Origin of the sequence: Phaeobacter sp. G2 (genome assembly GCA_025163595.1) — a bacterium.
In the GTDB taxonomy this organism is placed as follows: Bacteria; Pseudomonadota; Alphaproteobacteria; order Rhodobacterales; family Rhodobacteraceae; genus Pseudophaeobacter.
Map to the genome: position 1 here is coordinate 2963087 of CP104100.1, position 16955 is coordinate 2980041.

Sequence of the window (16955 nt, forward strand, 5' to 3'; positions counted from 1 at the left end):
GGCATGGTCATGTCACAGGCTGTAATGCGCCACAGTGACCTGCGGCCCTAGTCGTTATAGGCATCCTTGCCAAGGACATCGACGGCAATCAGTGGGGTGATTGAGCTCAGCTGGCTAAAATCCGCCCCCCCTATCGTCTGGTCACCGTGGGCAATGAGGCCGTAGTGGTCACGCAAGGGCTCAAACGGGGCATTCCGAGAGGGGGTATCCATCGTAGCGCAGGCGGAAAGGCTACAGCCCAGTGCGGTGAGGAAAAGTCTGCGAAGGGTCATCATTGCTCAGCTCCTTACCAATTGCCGGTCCCCCGGCTTGCTGGTTCGAAGCCAACCTGATCCGCAAAAAAGGCAGGATTGAGACAAATTTAGTCCAATTTTACGAAATCTAAATCTATTTGCAGATTGGGCCCAGCGCGGTTGCCCTAAAGCTCAACCTCTCCAAACCAGGCTCAAGCTGCAAATGGCCTGCGCTGTACCAAGACGCCCGTTGCAATCGCATGGATTAACCATCAATCGCGGGTGCGTGAACGCCAGCCGCCGCGACGGCGCGGATTTGCCATTTCCTCTAGCCCCTGTTGCAACACCCCTGTCATCGGGTGATCAGAAGGCTCATCGCTATAATGTTCCAGGATCTGGGTGATCGCAGTGCGGTTGTCCAGCTGGGTAGGCAGGCTCAGCGCCCAGTCCAGAAAGATGCTACGGCATTGGCTCACGGTGATGCCGTCGATCCGATAAGCCTCGCGGATCAGCCGTTTATGATCCAGTTCCGCCAGCGTCTGCATGCCCCGTTTCCTTCTGTAAGCTCCGCGAGATTATCGCGGCACAGGTCTTATAGGCCTCTTGCAGGGCCTGTTCCAAGTGATCCAAGCCATCATAACCAGCACTGCGGCTCAGGAACAGTGCGCCGCCCTCACCGATTGCGTTTTGGTCAAGAACATCGCCAGACAGCAGCCGGGCAGCGGTCTGCACCGACCAGTATAGCGCATAGGCCTGCTGCAGAACCAACGCGTCTGCGGCATCCAGCCAGCCGCCAGCGACAGCTTGCTCCAGCCCTCCGGCCACATCACGATAGGGAGACTGAGCCAAGAGCGCCCCAGCCTGCGCGACCAGTTCAATATCCATCATCCGCCCGGCACCTGTTTTGGCGTCCCAGACCCCCGTTGGGGATTTTGCGGCTGCCAAGCGATCCCGCATATGGACCACCTCGGCCAACACGGTGTCCTGCGACCGATGCCGCGCGATTACACTGCGCCGAAAGCTTTCAAAATCCTGCATCAACTGCGGCTCACCGGCAACGCCGCGCGCCCGTGTCAGCGCCAGATGCTCCCAGACCCAGGCCTCGTTTTCTTGGTAATGGGTAAAGGCCGACCAGCTGGTGGCCACCGGCCCCTTGTTGCCCGAGGGGCGCAGCCGCATGTCCACCTCATACAGGCGTCCCTGCGACATTGGCGCCGACAGAGCGGTGATCAGCGCCTGGGTCAAGCGGGCATAATAGGCGCGCGTGGCCAATGCCTTGCGCCCCTGAGACATCTCCACATCCTTTGGGTCATAGACCACGATGATATCCAGATCTGACCGGGCATTGATCTGCCCCGCGCCTAAGGAGCCCATGGCGATGACAATCGGGCCACTCCCCGGAGGCGGCCCGTGCTTGATGGAAAACTGGCGAACCACCCGTGGAAACAGCGCCTGGATCACCGCCTCTGCCAATTCGCTGTATTGCGTTCCGGCAGCTTTGGCGTCCAACAGCCCGCGCAGATGATGGACCCCAATGCGAAAGTGCCATTCCTTGCACCAGCGGCGCGCTGCGTCCAGCTGGGTCTCGTAATCCGCTTCCAGCGCCAGCACCGCCTCCAGCTCTTGCCGCAACACCGCCCCACCAGGCCAGTCCTCAAAGAAACTGCCGCCGATCACCGCATCAAAAACGCCAGAGTTGCGCGACAGGAATCCGGCCAGCTCGTGCGAGGTCCCCACAATATCAACCAACAGATCCAGCAGATGCGGATTTGCCTCAAACAGGGAAAACAACTGCACACCCGCAGGCAGACCCGCCAAAAACCCATCCAGCGCCAAAAGAGATTCAGCGGGTTTGGCAGTGCGCGCCAGGCGGTTCAACAGCTCGGGCTTGAGCCGGTCAAAAATCTGTGCTCCCCGTTCTGAGCGCAGCGCTGGATAGCTGCGCCAACGGGCAATGACGTTTTCGTCAAAGCCATCGGGAATCACAGGTTGCGGCCCCACCCCGGCATCCGGGGCAAAGAAGTCTTCGGTCAGCTCATGCACCTCAACCAGGCGGTGGTGAATCTGTGCCTGCACTTCAGCCGGATCCTCCCCCATCAAACAGGCCACACGGGCGATGCCTTCGGCAGAGTTTGGCATCTGGTGAGTCTGGGCGTCATGCACCATCTGAATGCGGTGCTCTACCTCGCGGTGGCTGCGATAATGGGCGCTCAGCCGGGTGGCGACCTCTGGTGGGATCCAGTCCTTTTCGGCAAGCGCCGCGAGCCCCTCAACAGTGCCCCGCAGCCGCAGTCCCTCGTCCCGCCCACCGGCAATCAACTGCCGGGTTTGCGTGAAAAACTCGATCTCACGAATACCGCCGCGTCCCAGTTTCATATCATGGCCCGGCACGGTGATCGGGCCACCGGTGCCCTTGTTTTCACGGATGCGCAGCCGCATGTCATGGGCGTCCTGAATGGCGGCAAAATCCAAATGGCGGCGCCAAACAAAGGGACGCAGGGTTTTCAAAAATGCCTCCCCCGCAGCCAGATCCCCGGCGCAGGGCCGTGCCTTGATATAGGCGGCCCGTTCCCAGGTGCGGCCCAGGCTTTCATAATACCGTTCCGCCGCCTCCATTGAGAGACAGGCAGGAGTAACAGAGGGATCCGGGCGCAGCCGCAGGTCGGTGCGAAAGACATAGCCGTCGGCGGTGCGGTCGCTCAAGGTGGTGCACATATTACGGGTTGCCCGCGCCATGCCCTGCCGCGCCTCAAAAAAATCGGCCGGGTCAAAACGGGTCTCGTCAAACAGGCAGATCAGATCAATATCCGAACTGTAGTTCAGCTCATAAGCGCCCATTTTACCCATCGCGAGAATCGAAAGCCCGCCTGCGGTTTCAACATCCGCCTCCGTCAGTCCCGGCAGTTTCTTGCGCCGGATAAGCGCGGCAATTTCCGCCTTTATCGCGACATCAGCGCTCAGCGCGCCAAAGTTTGTCAGCGCCGTGGTCACCTCTTCCAACGACCAGCCGCCAGATAAGTCACACAGCGCTGTCAGCAGCGCCACCCGGCGTTTGGCCTGTCGCAGGCCCGGTTTCAGCTGATCGGGCGCCAGAGCACGGCAATCGTCAAAAACAACTGCCAATGCCTGCTTGGGAGCGGTCAGGGCATCGCCAATCCATGGGGCTTCCTGTTCGATCAATCTGCGCAGATAGGGACTGGACCCCGCCGCCCCAGCAATGAGCTGCCCGGTGTCCTGAGTGAGCCCCGCCACCAGTGCGCGAGATTCAGCGCCAAGATCGGGATCATAGGCAATGGGAAGGCGGGTTATTTGCAGATGTTCAGACATGCCGAACACTGTTCCGCCTGAACAGCGGCGTCAATCCGCGAACCACCTACAGCTGGCAATAAAGCGCAAATTTGGCCGCCAAAAAATCCAACGCCAAGGTACGGAATACCAGCCTCCTCAAACCTTACCGTACCCTTTAAGAAAGCCGTGCTGCTATGCTCTTCCATTTGTTTGTTTTTTGATGACCACAATGTGCGAGTGTTATGGCTTTTCCTGCGCGGGATAAAATCCCTGGTGTTTTTGGGAAGAGCTTGTTTTTTGTTTATGTTACCGGCCGGTAGATCATAGCAGCCGCCTTTCACCGTTTTAGAACTGGCTCCTTGCCCTGCCCCGCTGGATTGACCAACCCGGCGTCACACGCAGCGCCGCCCAATCAATGCCGTTTCCTGGGGAGATAGACCGATCATCCGGGTTGCAGGCTTTCCCGACAAAGACCTGAACCAGTCTGTCTTTACGCCCTCTCGCCTTTCGCCTACCTGTTGATAGGCAAACGCAACTCTGACCACTGGATTTTGCAGGTAAGTCTTTGCGCCAGACCTAAGGCCTAATGCACCAGCTATTGCCCTGTGGAGCGCAACGCCACAGGGCCGCTGTTCCGGGTCGGCAGACACGAGAAGACGGAGACAGGTTAATGGAAATCAATGCAGACTTCACAAAACGCGTCTTGGTTCATTCCGCCGATGAACCCTGGGTTGCCTCCCCTATGGCTGGTGTTGATCGGCGCATGCTGGACCGGATTGGCGCAGAGGTGGCCCGCGCCACCACAATTGTAAGATATGCGCCCGGCAGCCATTTTTCCGCCCATACCCATACCGGCGGCGAAGAGTTCATTGTTCTGGAAGGCGTCTTTCAGGATGAACATGGCGACTATCCTGCAGGCAGCTACGTGCGCAACCCGCCCACCAGCAGCCACACACCAGGGTCCCAAGCGGGCTGCACGATCTTTGTCAAACTCTGGCAGTTTGACCCGGCGGACCGGACCCAGTTTTGCAAAACAATGACAGTGGATCCCGGCCCGGCGCAAGGGGGTATTGCCAGCCTTGAATTGCACCGCGACGCCCGCGAAAAGGTCACCTATCATCACATCGCAGCGAATACCGCTTTTGAGATAACCGATCCGGGCGGCATTGAAGTCCTAGTCCTTGATGGATGTCTGCGCGAAGGGGGCGATCAGCTTGAAGCTGGTGCCTGGCTGCGCCTCCCCCAAGGGCAGCCACTGCAGGCTTTTACTGGCAACAGCGGCGCCAGGGTCTGGATGAAAACCGGCCACCTGCCCTTTGCCAGCCCCCCAGCGGTGTGATGGAAACAGACACCAAGACACAGCTGACGGATGCAGTCTCGATGGCAATGTTTCAGGCGGCACAGCTGGCAGCCCGAAGCAGCGCCAATATCACACTCTTTGACACCGCAACCCAAAGCCTGATTGACCGGCTCAGATCCAACTGAGCCGCATTTGCCTCTCAGCACCCGCAACATCGCAAGAGGCCCCCCCTTGCTCTTTTGACTTTTGGGTTGGGTCATTTGTGCCGCTGCGGCACATCCGCAAAACCCCCTACAAAGCCCTGATCACCCGTCCTAAGGTCATGGTCGAACGTGCTTGGCCAAAAGCGCCAAAGCCACCAGGCGCCCCAATACAAAGCCAGCATTCTGCGGGCCAAGTGGGCGCGATTGGTCGAACAAAGGGACATGTGATGGAACTCGAACAGGCAATCAATGAGCGGCGCTCAATCCGGGGCTTTACCAAGGACCCGGTGTCACAGGAAACCCTGCAAGAGATCATTAGCCTGGCCAACCGGGCACCCTCGTCGATGAACACCCAGCCCTGGCACCTGCATGTGCTGACCGGCGCGCCGCTGGAACAGGTGCGCCGCGGCAATACAGAACGGATGCTGGATGGAACGCCGCCCAGCCGCGATATTGAAGACTACGCCGCCTATGAGGGCGAACACCGGGCACGGCAGATCGAAATTGCCGTCCAGTTGTTTGAAGCCATGGGCATCGAGCGTCACGACAAGGAGCGCCGCCAGGACTGGGTGATGCGGGGGTTCCGACAGTTTGATGCACCGGTTTCTATTGTTGTCTGCTTTGACCGCTCGCTTTTGGACAACACCATTGCCCATTTTGATACAGGCGCCATGACCTACGGGTTGGTGCTTGCCGCCTGGAGCAAGGGCCTCGGCGCGGTGATCAATGGGCAGGGCATCATGCAAAGCCCGGTGGTGCGTGAAATCGCCAACATTCCCGAGGACCAGATCATTCTGACCTGCGTGGCTTTGGGCTGGCCCGACGAGGATTTTGTCGCAAACTCTGTGGTTTCGCGGCGCCGTGCGCTGGAAAACACCACCCGTTTTCTTGGCTTTGAAGACTGATCCAAGCCCTGCTTCGCAAGCCGCAGATCTCTCCTCGTGTCTGGCGAGGAGGGCATCCCGGATCCCCAGCATTGCCCCTGGCCAGTCTTGACTGCCTGATTTGGACAAGACCAGCCGGCAGGGTCCGGTTATGAGGGGCCGGTTTTTACAGCTACTCCCTGCCCCGCTGTCAGCAGCCGGCCCTGCGCAGCACTCCTGCACCAAACGCCTGCCCCGCTGCAAATTTGCGACTTTTTTCTTTCTTTTTTAGCTCAAAAAGGGAATACCCGCGGCAAGGAGTAGTGACATGAATATTTTGAACAGGTTGTTCTATAAGAAAAGAAAATTCTATGACGACGATTTTGACTGGGAAAGCTATACAGCGGATTCATATCAACGCCGTTTGACTGGCGACGTCGAAAAAGATCACGACGCCATTGCCAAGTCCGCCGAGCTGAGTTTCGATCCTGAAACAGGCCATGTGACCAAACAGGGCCGCTCGCTGCATCCCAACCAGCATTTGATTTACGAAGTCATCGGCCAACTGCAACCTGCTTCGGTGCACGAGGTGGGCTGCGGTGCCGGTGATCATCTCGGCAATGCAACCGCGCTTTTTCCCGAGATCCAGTTCTCTGGCAGCGACCGTGGTGCCACGCAACTTGATCTGGCCCGCAACCGTCACCCGGACCTAACAGACCGCCTGAAACTGCAAGATCTCACCATGCCCTTTTCGCGCCATTGGCCGAAATCGGACCTGATCTACAGCCAGGCTGTGCTGATGCATATCCATACGGCCGTCAGCCATTTTGTCGCCCTCTGCAACATGGTGAATATGGCCAATGAATACGTGTTGCTGATGGAAAACTACCAGTGCCACAATTTTGTGCAGGACATTATTGGTCTGCGGGATGGTGGCCATCTGGCTTGGGACGAAACCCATATTTACCGGTTTGATGGATCAACCGGCGCTCGGGCGATCCTGTTGTCCAGAACCCCGCTGGACTATGAAGAATTGTCAAGTGACGCCCAAATCCGTGCCGGTCTTGATCCGTCACGCCGCCGTCTCGACAGAGCTGCCGAAGACAGCGCCAGGGCAATATTCGGATACTGAGCTAGCCCGGTTATCCAACACTCACATAAACAGCGGCCCCCGCCACGGGAGCCGCTGTTTTTTGTCCGCACACTTCCTAATGGCTTAGCCCCCAAGGGCGCTGCCCCGGATGCCGCCCGGTCAGGAGCCTCCAGGTAGGAGGGATGACGCGGCCAATCAAGCTGCCCCTTTGTAAAGGGGGGTAGGTCGAGGATTTTCAGTTCGCCCCCGTATAATAGGGGTTTTTCGGCGCTGACCCGCAGTGACGAACAGGTTCAGGGGCCGGCCTTCGCTGTCGCAAATGGCGTGCAGTTTGGTGTTCATGCCACCCTTGGTGCGGCCGATCAGGCGTCCACGCCCCCCTTTTTTACGCCCTTACTGGTCGCTGTTCGGTGGGCTTTTAGGTAAGTGGGGTCTATCATCTCTGCCTTCTTTTCGCCGTGCTCGGCGGCCAGACCGGCCATCATCCGGGCGAAGACACCCTTGTCACTCCACCGTTTCCAACGGTTGTACAACGTCTTGTGTGACCCATAGGAATCTGGGGCATCACGCCACCTTAACCCATTGCGGTTGATGAAGATAATGCCGCTCAACACTCGTCGATTATCAACGCGAGGTTTGCCGGGGGACTTCGCAATGAAGGGCCCAGGGCCCGCCATCTGCGCGTCCGTAAGCCAGAAAAGATCAGACATGATTCACCGCTCGTTTTCGAACCGTGAATCATGCCGCTAAGTGGACATCAATGGGTCCTGACCCTAAAGACTCACCCCGAACAACCAGCCAACAAACGCGGTCACCGCCATGGCGAAGACACCCCAGACAACCACCCGGGTTGTGGCGGGCAACATCGGGGCCGCGCCGGCACTGGCGCCCAACATGCCCAGCACAGCAAGCGCAATGACCGTGACGACGAGGACAGTAGAGATAATCGCTGAGGGCGCGGCCAGAAACGCGGCAAGGACGGGTATGGCAGCAGCGACACTGAAGGTCGCTCCGGAGGTCAGCGCCGCCTGAAGCGGGTTCGCAGTGTGGACTTCCGTCAGCCCCAGCTCGTCGCGAATATGGGCCCCCAGCGCATCCTTTTCTGAAAGCTCTCTTGCGACGGCTTCTGCGGTTTTTGTACTCAACCCGCGTTCTTTGTAGATTTCGGTCAGCTCTGCCAGCTCTTCCTCGGGCATCTCGGCCAGTGCTATTCGTTCCCGTTCAATGTCGGCTCGTTCTGTATCAGATTGCGAGGAAACAGAAACATATTCACCTGCCGCCATTGACATGGCTCCGGCGACGAGCCCTGCGACACCGGCGATCATTACCGCTGACGGGTCCGGGTTAGCGGCTGCCACGCCGACCACAAGCGATGACACGGAAACGATGCCGTCGTTGGCACCAAGGACCGCAGCCCGCAGCCAGCCGCTTCGGTTGACGTAATGGGGGTCATCTGAGTGGGCGCTTATGTCATTCATGTGAGTTCCTTTGTCGAAGATTGCTTTGGCGCTTGCGTCTTCTTTTCAGGGAGGACTGCAGACTCTTGATCCGACTTTTCCTCGGGGGTTTCCTCAGGCGCAATGTCACCTGACATCAGCTCTTCCATGAAAAGGCTGATGAACTGCGCGCGCCCGTCTGTCGCTGATTTTGAATAGATGCGTGTTGCCTGTGCCCGTACCGTCCCGGGGGCGGTTTTTCTGATGCGGGCGATGGTGTCGTTGTCCACCCCTTTCAGCATCATGATGGCCACATCCCGCTCAGCCTCTGTTAGCCCCCATTCCGCAAAGAAGGCGTCAATGATTTCGGCAACATGACCGCGGGCAATATCGAGCCCAAGCTGCATTTCCGACATGCGCAACAGCAGGCTGCGCAGCTCAACCATCAAAAAGATCACGCCAGCGATAAGGGTTGCCGCCGCCACGGATTCCAGAATGAGATGTGGATTGTCAAACTGCCCGTCTATTCGAAAATCTTCAATCACATCTCCGATGAAGAACAGCGCGCACAGGGCCTGCAGCAGGATAAGGCCCGCAAGAACTGTTGCACGCCTTTCCCTGGTTCTTGTCGGCCTCAACGATTGGCTCATTCTACCTCGCGTCCTTGCGGGATGGTTTTGCGTCCGCTTACCATGGAGCGAACCAGATTGACACCGGAGCGCCAGCTGTCGACGGCCACACCGGCAACATGCAGTGCAACCGAAAACAACAGCCAGCCAAAGACGACCTCATGGGCTTCTTCGACCCAGTCGATGCCAAAAAAGGTGATCGTCGTCATCATGTAGCCAGTAATGCCTATAAGGATGACAGAGATCCAGAGGTTATAGACCATAAGAGCTCCGAGAGGATTGTGCGACAGGTGCACCCTGCGGTCACCTGCAAGGAGATCTCGCAGGTGCTGGACCGCCCGGCCTGGGCTCGGTGGAAAGGCTGCAAAGCGGGCGTGTTTCGGCCCGATCAAAGCCCAGACCAGGCGAATAGCAACCAAGCCTAGCGCGATGTAACCGATCCACTCGTGAACCTGGCTTTCGTCCTCGACCACTGCACCGTTCAGAAGAATAGTCAGGGCAAGGGACCAGTGTATGAGCCGGACCAGCGGGTCCCAGACCTGGATGTCACGGGCGCCGGGTATGTTGCGGGCGCCTGTGCGCCCGCTGTTCGGTTTGGAAGTGAAAGCCATAGTGCGATCACTTCATCTTTAGCGTGGTAACCGCGCCGGTCTGGGGGTTCACATATACCTCGCCCATTTTGCCGTCGCGCACGAAGTAGACTTCGATTTGCCCGTCTTCCATCTCAGCTTTGCGGACCTCATAGCCCATTGCCGTCAGCGAGGCCTGTACCTCTTGCATGGTGGTCCCAAGCAGACTGTCTTTGGTGATGCTCTCCGCGAGGGCGGGAGAGGCGATGGCAAGCAGGGCGAGCAGAGTAAGTTTACGCATTTGAGTATTCCTTATTTTTGCCGGTCACCCGGCATGACAAGGCGGCAACCTATGTTGTCGCTCTCAACCATTTCAGCGTTTGAGGCGGTTGCATCTAGTGGCATTAAGTTTACGGATGCCCGTATAAGCGGCTGCTTACGGCGGGTCAGGTCAGCGACTACATCGGCGTACGGGCATTACTGAGCAGCCAGCCAAACGTCGACTGCCGTCCATCGAGATGCGTTCGCCGGATCGACGCAACCGATCCGTCCAGGCAAAGGACGTGAACTGACTGCCCTGGTCGGTGTTCATAACCTCGGGCGGTCCGAAGCGGTGGATGGCCTCGCTCAGCGCCTCAACGCAAAAGTCGGCCTCAAGCGTGTTCGAGATACGCCATGCCAGCACCTTGCGGGTGTACCAGTCCATGACTGCACCCAGCCCTTTCGCGACAGTCGCACCAGGCGCAGCGAGGAACCTGCTGCAGGCGCAAAGGCTCGTGGCCAAATTCCCCGATCCGGACATTCATCTTGGGTCAACTACCGTGGACAATGCTGTGCCTTGGTCGAATGACAGGGAAGCGAAAGAGCCATTGGCTCGCATGGCATTGTCGGAATGACCGCTATTTAGTGATGCGGTCAGTGGATGTTGAAAACATCACAACCCACATTCCTTCTGCCTGCCTCAAGCCGCAACTTTCCAGCATTGCGCGCGACGGAGCATTGTCTTGTGCGACAAACTCCATTGTGGATATCGCACCTAGTTCATCAATGGCAACGAGGTTGCAGAGCGCGTCCATGTATTTGCCAAGTCCCAGACCGCGCAGAGCAAGGTCGACTGCGATGAGGCCTACCCACGCTGATTTATGAAACGGGCTGTGTCGGTTGTGCGTCATGGCCGCGAAACCGGCCGCGACAATTTTCTCTTCGGCGTTTTGCAAGGCAATCAACCTCGCTGGAAAGAGCTTGCCTAGAAGGGCATCCGTCGAGAACGGGGAGACACCTTGATCCGCAAGGAATGTTTGGATTTCGCGGGCCTTTTGCGGCGTCAACTCTTCGTCACCCAAACGTGTCACACCTTCGGGGAGCGCTACGTCAAAGATTTTTCCGCAGATGTCCTTAATGGTCTGGGCGTTCGCCACGAAAAGGTCCCAATAATGCAGTTTGGGGTCAAAGTTGATCAGTTCCGATTTAGCAGTTTCAATGGTCACCGCGTCGGCACCTCGCAATGTCACTAGGCCTTCTTCGGACATGATCCTTCGCAGGTAATCCCAGCCCAACGCAGCGGGATCGTCGGTCGAAAAGGTGCGGGCGTGAACCACTGCGCCAGGCAGGTCGAAGAGTTCGGCGACCTGCTTGTCTCTGGCTTTTTGAAGTGCCTGGATCTTGGGTTCGCCATGATATGGATTGAGGGGAGCAACCATTCCAAAATCCTCTACGCTAGTTTGTCGACCAAAATCGCGTTGAGCGTCGATCCGGTTCGGCGCAAGACCGCAAGCGCCTGGAACTCCTTCGATCCCCAGAAGTCCTTCGCGAAACTGCGGTCCGGAAACTCGATTATGAAGGCAGCGTCAGGAAGCGCGTTGTCGCCTTCAAGGCACTCGGGATCGCCGCCCCGCACCAGAAACTGCCCTTGATGTAGCGCGACAACATCGGGGATCTTCGAAAAATACTCATCCATCCAGTCGCGACTGTTGATCTGCATCTGTCCGATTACGAATGCTCTCATCGTACCAGGCCTTTTTCGCTCAAGGGACTAACCGAGGCAAGGATGCCATCCCGTCCGGAACAATGTCAAATTTAACTTGATTCCGTGCGTCCCTCAAACGGCTTGGGAACCGCACATTTGGCAAACCGTATACAAAGGCAATCTGGCGCGCAAAGCCGACCTGCGGCGGTGTAGAGAGCTGATCATCGTCCTAAGCGGTTTCCGTTTACGTCGACGGCGACCGCAGTCAGCCCAAAGGAAACGTACTGTTTGAACACTGCAGGTTTCTAAGCTGACATTCAAACCAGCCTCCTATGAAAGAGAATTACACCGTGAAACAAACGCACTACAGGCTGCCAATGACTCATGGCTTCTATCAGCCATAAAGGACTGCTGCGCCCTCATGATCGTTTGCCACGTCCCAGTCCTGGGCAGCGCCTTCGTCTTCGCCAGCCAAGTCGATTGAAACGTTAAAATGTGCCACCAGCTCTGACAATTTCCCCGCATCACTTCTTAGCAAATGGCTCGCTGCTGTGGATTCTTCTACCATGGCTGCATTCTGCTGTGTGACCTTGTCCAGTTCAGTAATGCCAATATTTGTTTCATTCAGTCCAGTTGCCTGCTCTGTGGCGCCGTCAGCGATTTCCGAAACCAGGCGAGAAATATTGCTTACCCGGTCGACGATGGATTGCAGGGCCTCCCCTGCTCCGCCGACCAACTCAACACCGGAGTTCACCTGTTGAGAGCTTTTGCCAATCAGACCGGTGATTTCCCGGGCCGCTGTCGCTGTACGTTGAGAAAGGCCGCGGACCTCGGAGGCTACCACAGCGAAGCCACGGCCGGCGTCACCTGCACGAGCAGCTTCAACACCCGCATTCAGAGCCAATAGATTGGTCTGGAATGCAATATCATCAATCACCCCGATGATCTGAGCAATCTGAGTCGAGCTCGTCTCGATGTCCTGCATGGCAACCATAGCCCGCTCCACGATGGCACCGCTATCTGTTGCTTCTGATTTCGCTTCCTGTGTTGTTGCTTCTGCCGAACGGGCACCTTCGGCGGCCGAGCGCACACTGGCTGTCAGCTCGTCCAGGGCAGCCGCAGTTTCCTCCAGGGTCGCGGCCTGGCTTTCTGTTCGGCGTGACAGATCATCCGACGCCTGACTGATTTCAGAGGCTCCGTTGCGAATTGAGGTGGATACAGCGACCACTTCGACAACTGTGTTGCAAAGTGTTTCGGCGGTGCTGTTGAAATCGGCCCTCAGCTGGGCATAGCCATCTGTCAGTTCCTCTTTTATCCGGTAGGTCAAATCGCCCTTTGCCAGATGCGACAGCCCGTCACCGATAGCAGTGACCGCTGCGGCTTGATGCGCCTGATGGGCCGCCCTTTCTGCTTCGGCAGTCTTGGCCAGTTCTTGTTTTTCAACCAGGCCGTTGCGAAAGATCGTCAAAGCTTGAGCAATTCTGTAGATCTCATCACTGGCCTTGTCGAAACCCGCAATCGGGCTGAGATCGCCATCGGCCAAACGTTCCGTTGTTTGGCTGATGGCATTCAGAGGGCGCTGAACCAGCCATTGTGTCAGCAGAAGCGCTGCGACCAGAAGTCCACCAGAGAACATCAAGAGATATTCAAGGTTTGCTTTTGCAGTCCCGACTTCGGAGGAAATTTCCCCGGCCATGACCTCGATTTCGCCCTGACTTTCCGACCCAAGCAATGAGGCGCGTCCTGCAATTTGCAGCACAGCCTTTGCAGTGGACTTCGCTTCAACTGTGGCCGTCGCATCTGCAGAAATAGAAGCAATCCGAAAGGCGGCAAGCCCCTGATCCGGATCTGCCAATGCTGTCATCGCCGTCAAGGATTCCGACAGAATTCCATCATTGAAATCCATATACCCCCCAAGAGCTTCGGCAGCCCGTTCCAAAGCTTTTGCAGCCAGGCGCGTTTCATCAACTCCCGGGGATGTCACCACATCCAAAGCCGCGACCTGAAAGCTGCTGATCCAAGTGTTGATTTCCAACAGCGTGTTCAAAAACCCGACCTCATTGTCGAGCAGGCTTTGGATTGCATCTCGGTTTCCGGTACTGACGTCATCGGCTGAAAGAGTAAGCTCAAAAACCATGTCATCCACAGCTGACGCAAGGATCGCATCGCTGGACTGGCGGGCCGAGAGAACGTCTTGCCGCATTGCAGAGCTTTGAGAGTTGCCCTGCGCAATCGCCTGCTGCAGCGCATCCTTCGCACTGCGCAACTCGGCAACCGCGATTATATCGGCTGCGTTGGTTTCAAGACTGTCCAAAGCATCCGACAAACGAGCATCGGACGCCTTTGCCAAATCCGCCAGGATAGAAACCAGGCCGCTGTCCTGGGCGCGACCAATGGCCAGTGCGACACCGGACAAAAGGTTGACCTCGGCACGGGCTTCTAGAAGTGTTTGCAGGGTTGCGAATTTTGTTTCGACCAGATCCATCAAGGTGGCCTCGATTGACGACATGGTATCTTCGCCGCCAAGTGTCAGATTGAAATAAGCATCATCCGCGATCTGCACCAAAGTTCCCTGCAGGATACTGCTGTTCTCTTGGAGTTCGCTGGTTTGGGTCACAACCCATGCCGAGTTTTTAAAAGCGGTCGAACGGGCCGAAATCGAAGCTGCCAGAGCGGTTTCAACGGCGACAACATCTTCCGCAAATTCAGAACCTAGCGCCTCAGGGAGCTGGCCAACTGCGGTTTTCAACTGTGCAACCGCCTCGCGCACCGAGCCTGCCGCCACATCCAGGGAATCAGGGGTTTCTGCAAGCATCACCGCGACCATCGCATCTTTTGTGGTGCTGGCAGCCCCCATGAGCTGGCTGCTTTGTTCCATTTGCGGGAGCTTGTTCTGGGCGAGACTGTCCATATCTCCGGCAATGCGTTCAAAAGCAAAGAAAACGGCAAACCCGCATGCTGCTGACGTTGCGGCCATAGACAGAAGAATCAGGATGATCTTTGCCCTGATGCTGGACAGGGGATGGCGGCGACGTTTGGCTGTTTGTTTTGGCTGCTTCGTCATGTTCGTACCTATTTTCGCGATCCCGAGTGGTGTCGCAGGGCCCCGTGGGATCTGCCCGTCCACCGGGCAGATTTTTCTTTAAGACGCCTCAGCGCCGAGCCAGAGATCCTGGATCAGGACGCTCCGCCGGAAGTGACTTGCTCAAAACCGCCATCTTTGGTGATTCTGGTTAAAAAGACACTGTCCATGCCCTGGTTGTCGTCCGGGCCAAAGGTCATGGTCACGCCGCCAAAATCGAGCGTTTGCAGTCCGCCAAGAGCCTCCAGATAGGATTGCCGCGTCAGATCCGCACCCGCGGCGTCCAGGGCGGCCAATGCGAGGCGACCGGTCAGATAGCCCTCAAGCGTAACAAAACCAGGGTTGGCGTCAGGGGCGACGGTTTTCAAGGCCGCTTGGTACTGTGCAACGGCTGGTACGTCTGTATCCCATGGGAAAGGCACAACCTGGCTGATGATCACATCTTCACCGGCGTCACCCAGCTCTTGCGCCAGCGCATCGGAGCCAACAAATGAGATATTTACAAAGGTTGGGTTGAACTTGAGACGGCGAGACAATTTGATGAACTCGGCAACCGGTTTGTAGGCGCCAACCATGACCACCGCATCCGGCTTGGCCTTTTTGATGGTCAGGAGCGCCTTTTTCACCGCAGTGGTGTTACGCGTATAGGTGCCCTCGGCAACCAAAGTCATGCCACGGCGTTCCAGCGCAGCGGTAACCCCGGCCAGGCCAACACGACCAAACCCGTCGTCTTGGTACAGCAAGGCAATGGATTTCATGCCCTGTTGGTCAACCAGATACTCAATCCAAGCCTCGGTTTCAGCAAAATAGGTCGCGCGCACATTGAAGACGTTGCCAAGGCTCGCATCCCGCAGAAAGCCAGCGCCAGTAAAGGGACCAACAAAAGGCATATTCGCTTCGGTCGCGATTGGCTGGGTCGCTGAGGCTGTTGGCGTTCCAACTGCGCCGATCAGGCCCAGGTGATTGTTGTCTGCAACAACCGACTTCACCAGCGCAACCGAGCGATCGGGCTCGTAGTTGTCATTCATGCTGTCCAGAGTAATTGTACGGCCATGAACACCGCCAGCAGCATTGGCTTCTTCGAACGCCGCCTGCATGCCAAGACGCATGCCCTGGCCCAGTGCCGCCGCAGGACCTTCAAGGGCCGCGACTTGGGCAAAAGCAACAGAAGTACTGGTCACGCCTTCTTCTGCACTCGTTAACATAGGTAGCGCTGCTAAAGCCGCAGCAGCCAAGATAGACTTGTTGAAAGACATCAATCAGACTCCACATAGATGATGGTGAGCCAACTTGCTGGTGGAATGTTAACTTGTGCGAAATTTGGTCTGTGTTTTTAGGTACGATTTTAGTGATCTTGAGAAACTGCGAAGATCTAGAACCTTCTGCAACCATGTGGTCACGTGATTTAGGGGGCATCCGGGGCAAATGGACCTAAGTGTGCAAACAAGGCTGCATGAATTTTGAGCCGATGCACCTTTTGCAGGGAAGTCTGAATGTCGGCTTTTCGATTTGAGCTTAACTTTGCACAGGTCACTTCCTGCGCTTAGCAGACTCCCTGTCAGCCAAATTTCAAACGCCTAATTAAGGCGCTTGGGCCGATGGGGCCGCGCTGGGGTGCTCTCACCATGCAATCACCAAGCTCGAGGTCCACAGTGACCACGGCTTGGCCAAAGCTGACCCCGTGCTTTTCTGGATCCAGGTGCGGGCTGGTCATACGTTGATCCCCGCTGCGGGCACTGCGCGAAGGTGACCAAACCCGCTGTGATGCACTCACCGGCTTGGCTGGCCTTGATGGTCCGGGCCCACGCGCCAGCAGACTTGCGCACCAAGAGAAACGAGCGCAAGCGCCGTGAAAGGCTTGAGCGACTGTTTTCCCAGGCAGTGACTGCATCAAACTTTCGCCGCGCTGAGTTGTTGCAAAACGCGCTGTTTGGCGATCAGGAAGTCTATCGAATCTGGTCGCGCAAGAACGAAAGCTTCTATGCCACCAACTGCTGCGGAAATTGCTCTGATGGCCTTCGCGCAGGGCGCTTCACCAAGGAAGAGGCAGAGGCTCGCCGCGTTCCTCATATCCTCTCGCTGGTCTGCCCTGACGGCAAGCACATTCGCTTCGACACAGCTGCCTAGAATTCCAACTAAGCCCGACCCGCACCCGAAACCGCACTCAACCTCATCCAATAAACGGAGCCCCGCCATGACCGCAGGTTCATTTCAACCGTCGCCTTCACTGAAAATCTATGCGCGAATCAAAGAGTGCAAAGAGCTTTTTGGCCTAAGTCGCGCGACCGTTTAT

At 57.1% G+C, this 16955-nt stretch carries 16 protein-coding genes and 2 pseudogenes; 5 read left to right on the forward strand and 13 right to left on the reverse strand.

Annotated elements, in window-relative coordinates; all coding sequences use genetic code 11:
- Positions 1 to 47: 47 nt before the first annotated feature.
- The 3 genes from N1037_14025 to N1037_14035 form a co-directional block, all read right to left on the reverse strand.
- Entirely contained in the window at positions 48 to 275 is a 228-nt protein-coding gene (locus N1037_14025) for a hypothetical protein (protein UWS78386.1), read from the reverse strand.
- Between the two features lie 230 nt (positions 276 to 505).
- Positions 506 to 778, reverse strand: a complete 273-nt coding sequence (locus N1037_14030) for a hypothetical protein (GenBank protein UWS78387.1) — start codon at positions 776 to 778, stop codon at positions 506 to 508.
- The gene (locus tag N1037_14035) at positions 750 to 3560 is read right to left on the reverse strand and encodes a glutamine-synthetase adenylyltransferase (protein ID UWS78388.1); all 2811 of its coding nucleotides are present in this window, start codon (positions 3558 to 3560) and stop codon (positions 750 to 752) included. The genes N1037_14030 and N1037_14035 overlap by 29 nt, the downstream gene beginning before the upstream one ends.
- Positions 3561 to 4191: 631 nt before the next feature.
- On the opposite strand from N1037_14035, the gene N1037_14040 reads away from it, so the two are divergent.
- The 4 genes from N1037_14040 to N1037_14055 all read left to right on the forward strand — a co-directional run bounded on the left by N1037_14040 (position 4192) and on the right by N1037_14055 (position 7019).
- Positions 4192 to 4860, forward strand: a complete 669-nt coding sequence (locus N1037_14040) for a cupin domain-containing protein (GenBank protein ID UWS78389.1) — start codon at positions 4192 to 4194, stop codon at positions 4858 to 4860.
- A complete protein-coding gene (locus N1037_14045) occupies positions 4860 to 5006 on the forward strand; it encodes a hypothetical protein (protein ID UWS78390.1) in 147 nt (48 codons plus the stop codon). Before N1037_14040 ends, N1037_14045 begins: the two co-directional genes overlap by 1 nt.
- Positions 5007 to 5251: 245 nt before the next feature.
- On the forward strand, positions 5252 to 5929 hold the full coding sequence (locus N1037_14050) for a nitroreductase (GenBank protein UWS78391.1): 678 nt from the start codon (positions 5252 to 5254) through the stop codon (positions 5927 to 5929).
- A gap of 286 nt (positions 5930 to 6215) precedes the next feature.
- Positions 6216 to 7019: a class I SAM-dependent methyltransferase gene (locus tag N1037_14055; GenBank protein ID UWS78392.1), complete on the forward strand. Its 804-nt coding sequence runs from the start codon at positions 6216 to 6218 to the stop codon at positions 7017 to 7019.
- A 231-nt stretch (positions 7020 to 7250) separates the two neighbouring features.
- On the opposite strand, the pseudogene N1037_14060 reads toward N1037_14055, so the two are convergent.
- The 10 genes and pseudogenes from N1037_14060 to N1037_14105 form a co-directional block, all read right to left on the reverse strand.
- Positions 7251 to 7690 (reverse strand): annotated as a pseudogene (locus N1037_14060) (IS5 family transposase).
- 63 nt (positions 7691 to 7753) lie between these two features.
- Positions 7754 to 8458, reverse strand: coding sequence for a VIT family protein (locus tag N1037_14065; protein ID UWS78393.1), 705 nt, complete (start codon positions 8456 to 8458; stop codon positions 7754 to 7756).
- Positions 8455 to 9066, reverse strand: a complete 612-nt coding sequence (locus N1037_14070) for a LuxR C-terminal-related transcriptional regulator (protein ID UWS78394.1) — start codon at positions 9064 to 9066, stop codon at positions 8455 to 8457. Before N1037_14070 ends, N1037_14065 begins: the two co-directional genes overlap by 4 nt.
- On the reverse strand, positions 9063 to 9656 hold the full coding sequence (locus N1037_14075) for a cytochrome b/b6 domain-containing protein (GenBank protein ID UWS78395.1): 594 nt from the start codon (positions 9654 to 9656) through the stop codon (positions 9063 to 9065). Before N1037_14075 ends, N1037_14070 begins: the two co-directional genes overlap by 4 nt.
- Positions 9657 to 9663: 7 nt before the next feature.
- A complete protein-coding gene (locus N1037_14080) occupies positions 9664 to 9915 on the reverse strand; it encodes a PepSY domain-containing protein (GenBank protein ID UWS78396.1) in 252 nt (83 codons plus the stop codon).
- 204 nt (positions 9916 to 10119) lie between these two features.
- Positions 10120 to 10332, reverse strand: a pseudogene (locus N1037_14085) (DDE-type integrase/transposase/recombinase).
- A 181-nt stretch (positions 10333 to 10513) separates the two neighbouring features.
- The gene (locus tag N1037_14090; GenBank protein ID UWS78397.1) at positions 10514 to 11314 is read right to left on the reverse strand and encodes a GNAT family N-acetyltransferase; all 801 of its coding nucleotides are present in this window, start codon (positions 11312 to 11314) and stop codon (positions 10514 to 10516) included.
- 11 nt (positions 11315 to 11325) lie between these two features.
- A complete protein-coding gene (locus tag N1037_14095; GenBank protein ID UWS78398.1) occupies positions 11326 to 11619 on the reverse strand; it encodes a DUF1330 domain-containing protein in 294 nt (97 codons plus the stop codon).
- 355 nt (positions 11620 to 11974) lie between these two features.
- Complete coding sequence (locus N1037_14100; protein UWS78399.1) at positions 11975 to 14644, reverse strand: methyl-accepting chemotaxis protein; 2670 nt, start codon at positions 14642 to 14644, stop codon at positions 11975 to 11977.
- 113 nt (positions 14645 to 14757) lie between these two features.
- On the reverse strand, positions 14758 to 15918 hold the full coding sequence (locus tag N1037_14105; GenBank protein UWS78400.1) for an ABC transporter substrate-binding protein: 1161 nt from the start codon (positions 15916 to 15918) through the stop codon (positions 14758 to 14760).
- Between the two features lie 490 nt (positions 15919 to 16408).
- Between N1037_14105 and N1037_14110 the strand changes: the two genes are divergently transcribed.
- Entirely contained in the window at positions 16409 to 16789 is a 381-nt protein-coding gene (locus tag N1037_14110; GenBank protein UWS78401.1) for a hypothetical protein, read from the forward strand.
- Positions 16790 to 16955: the final 166 nt, after the last annotated feature.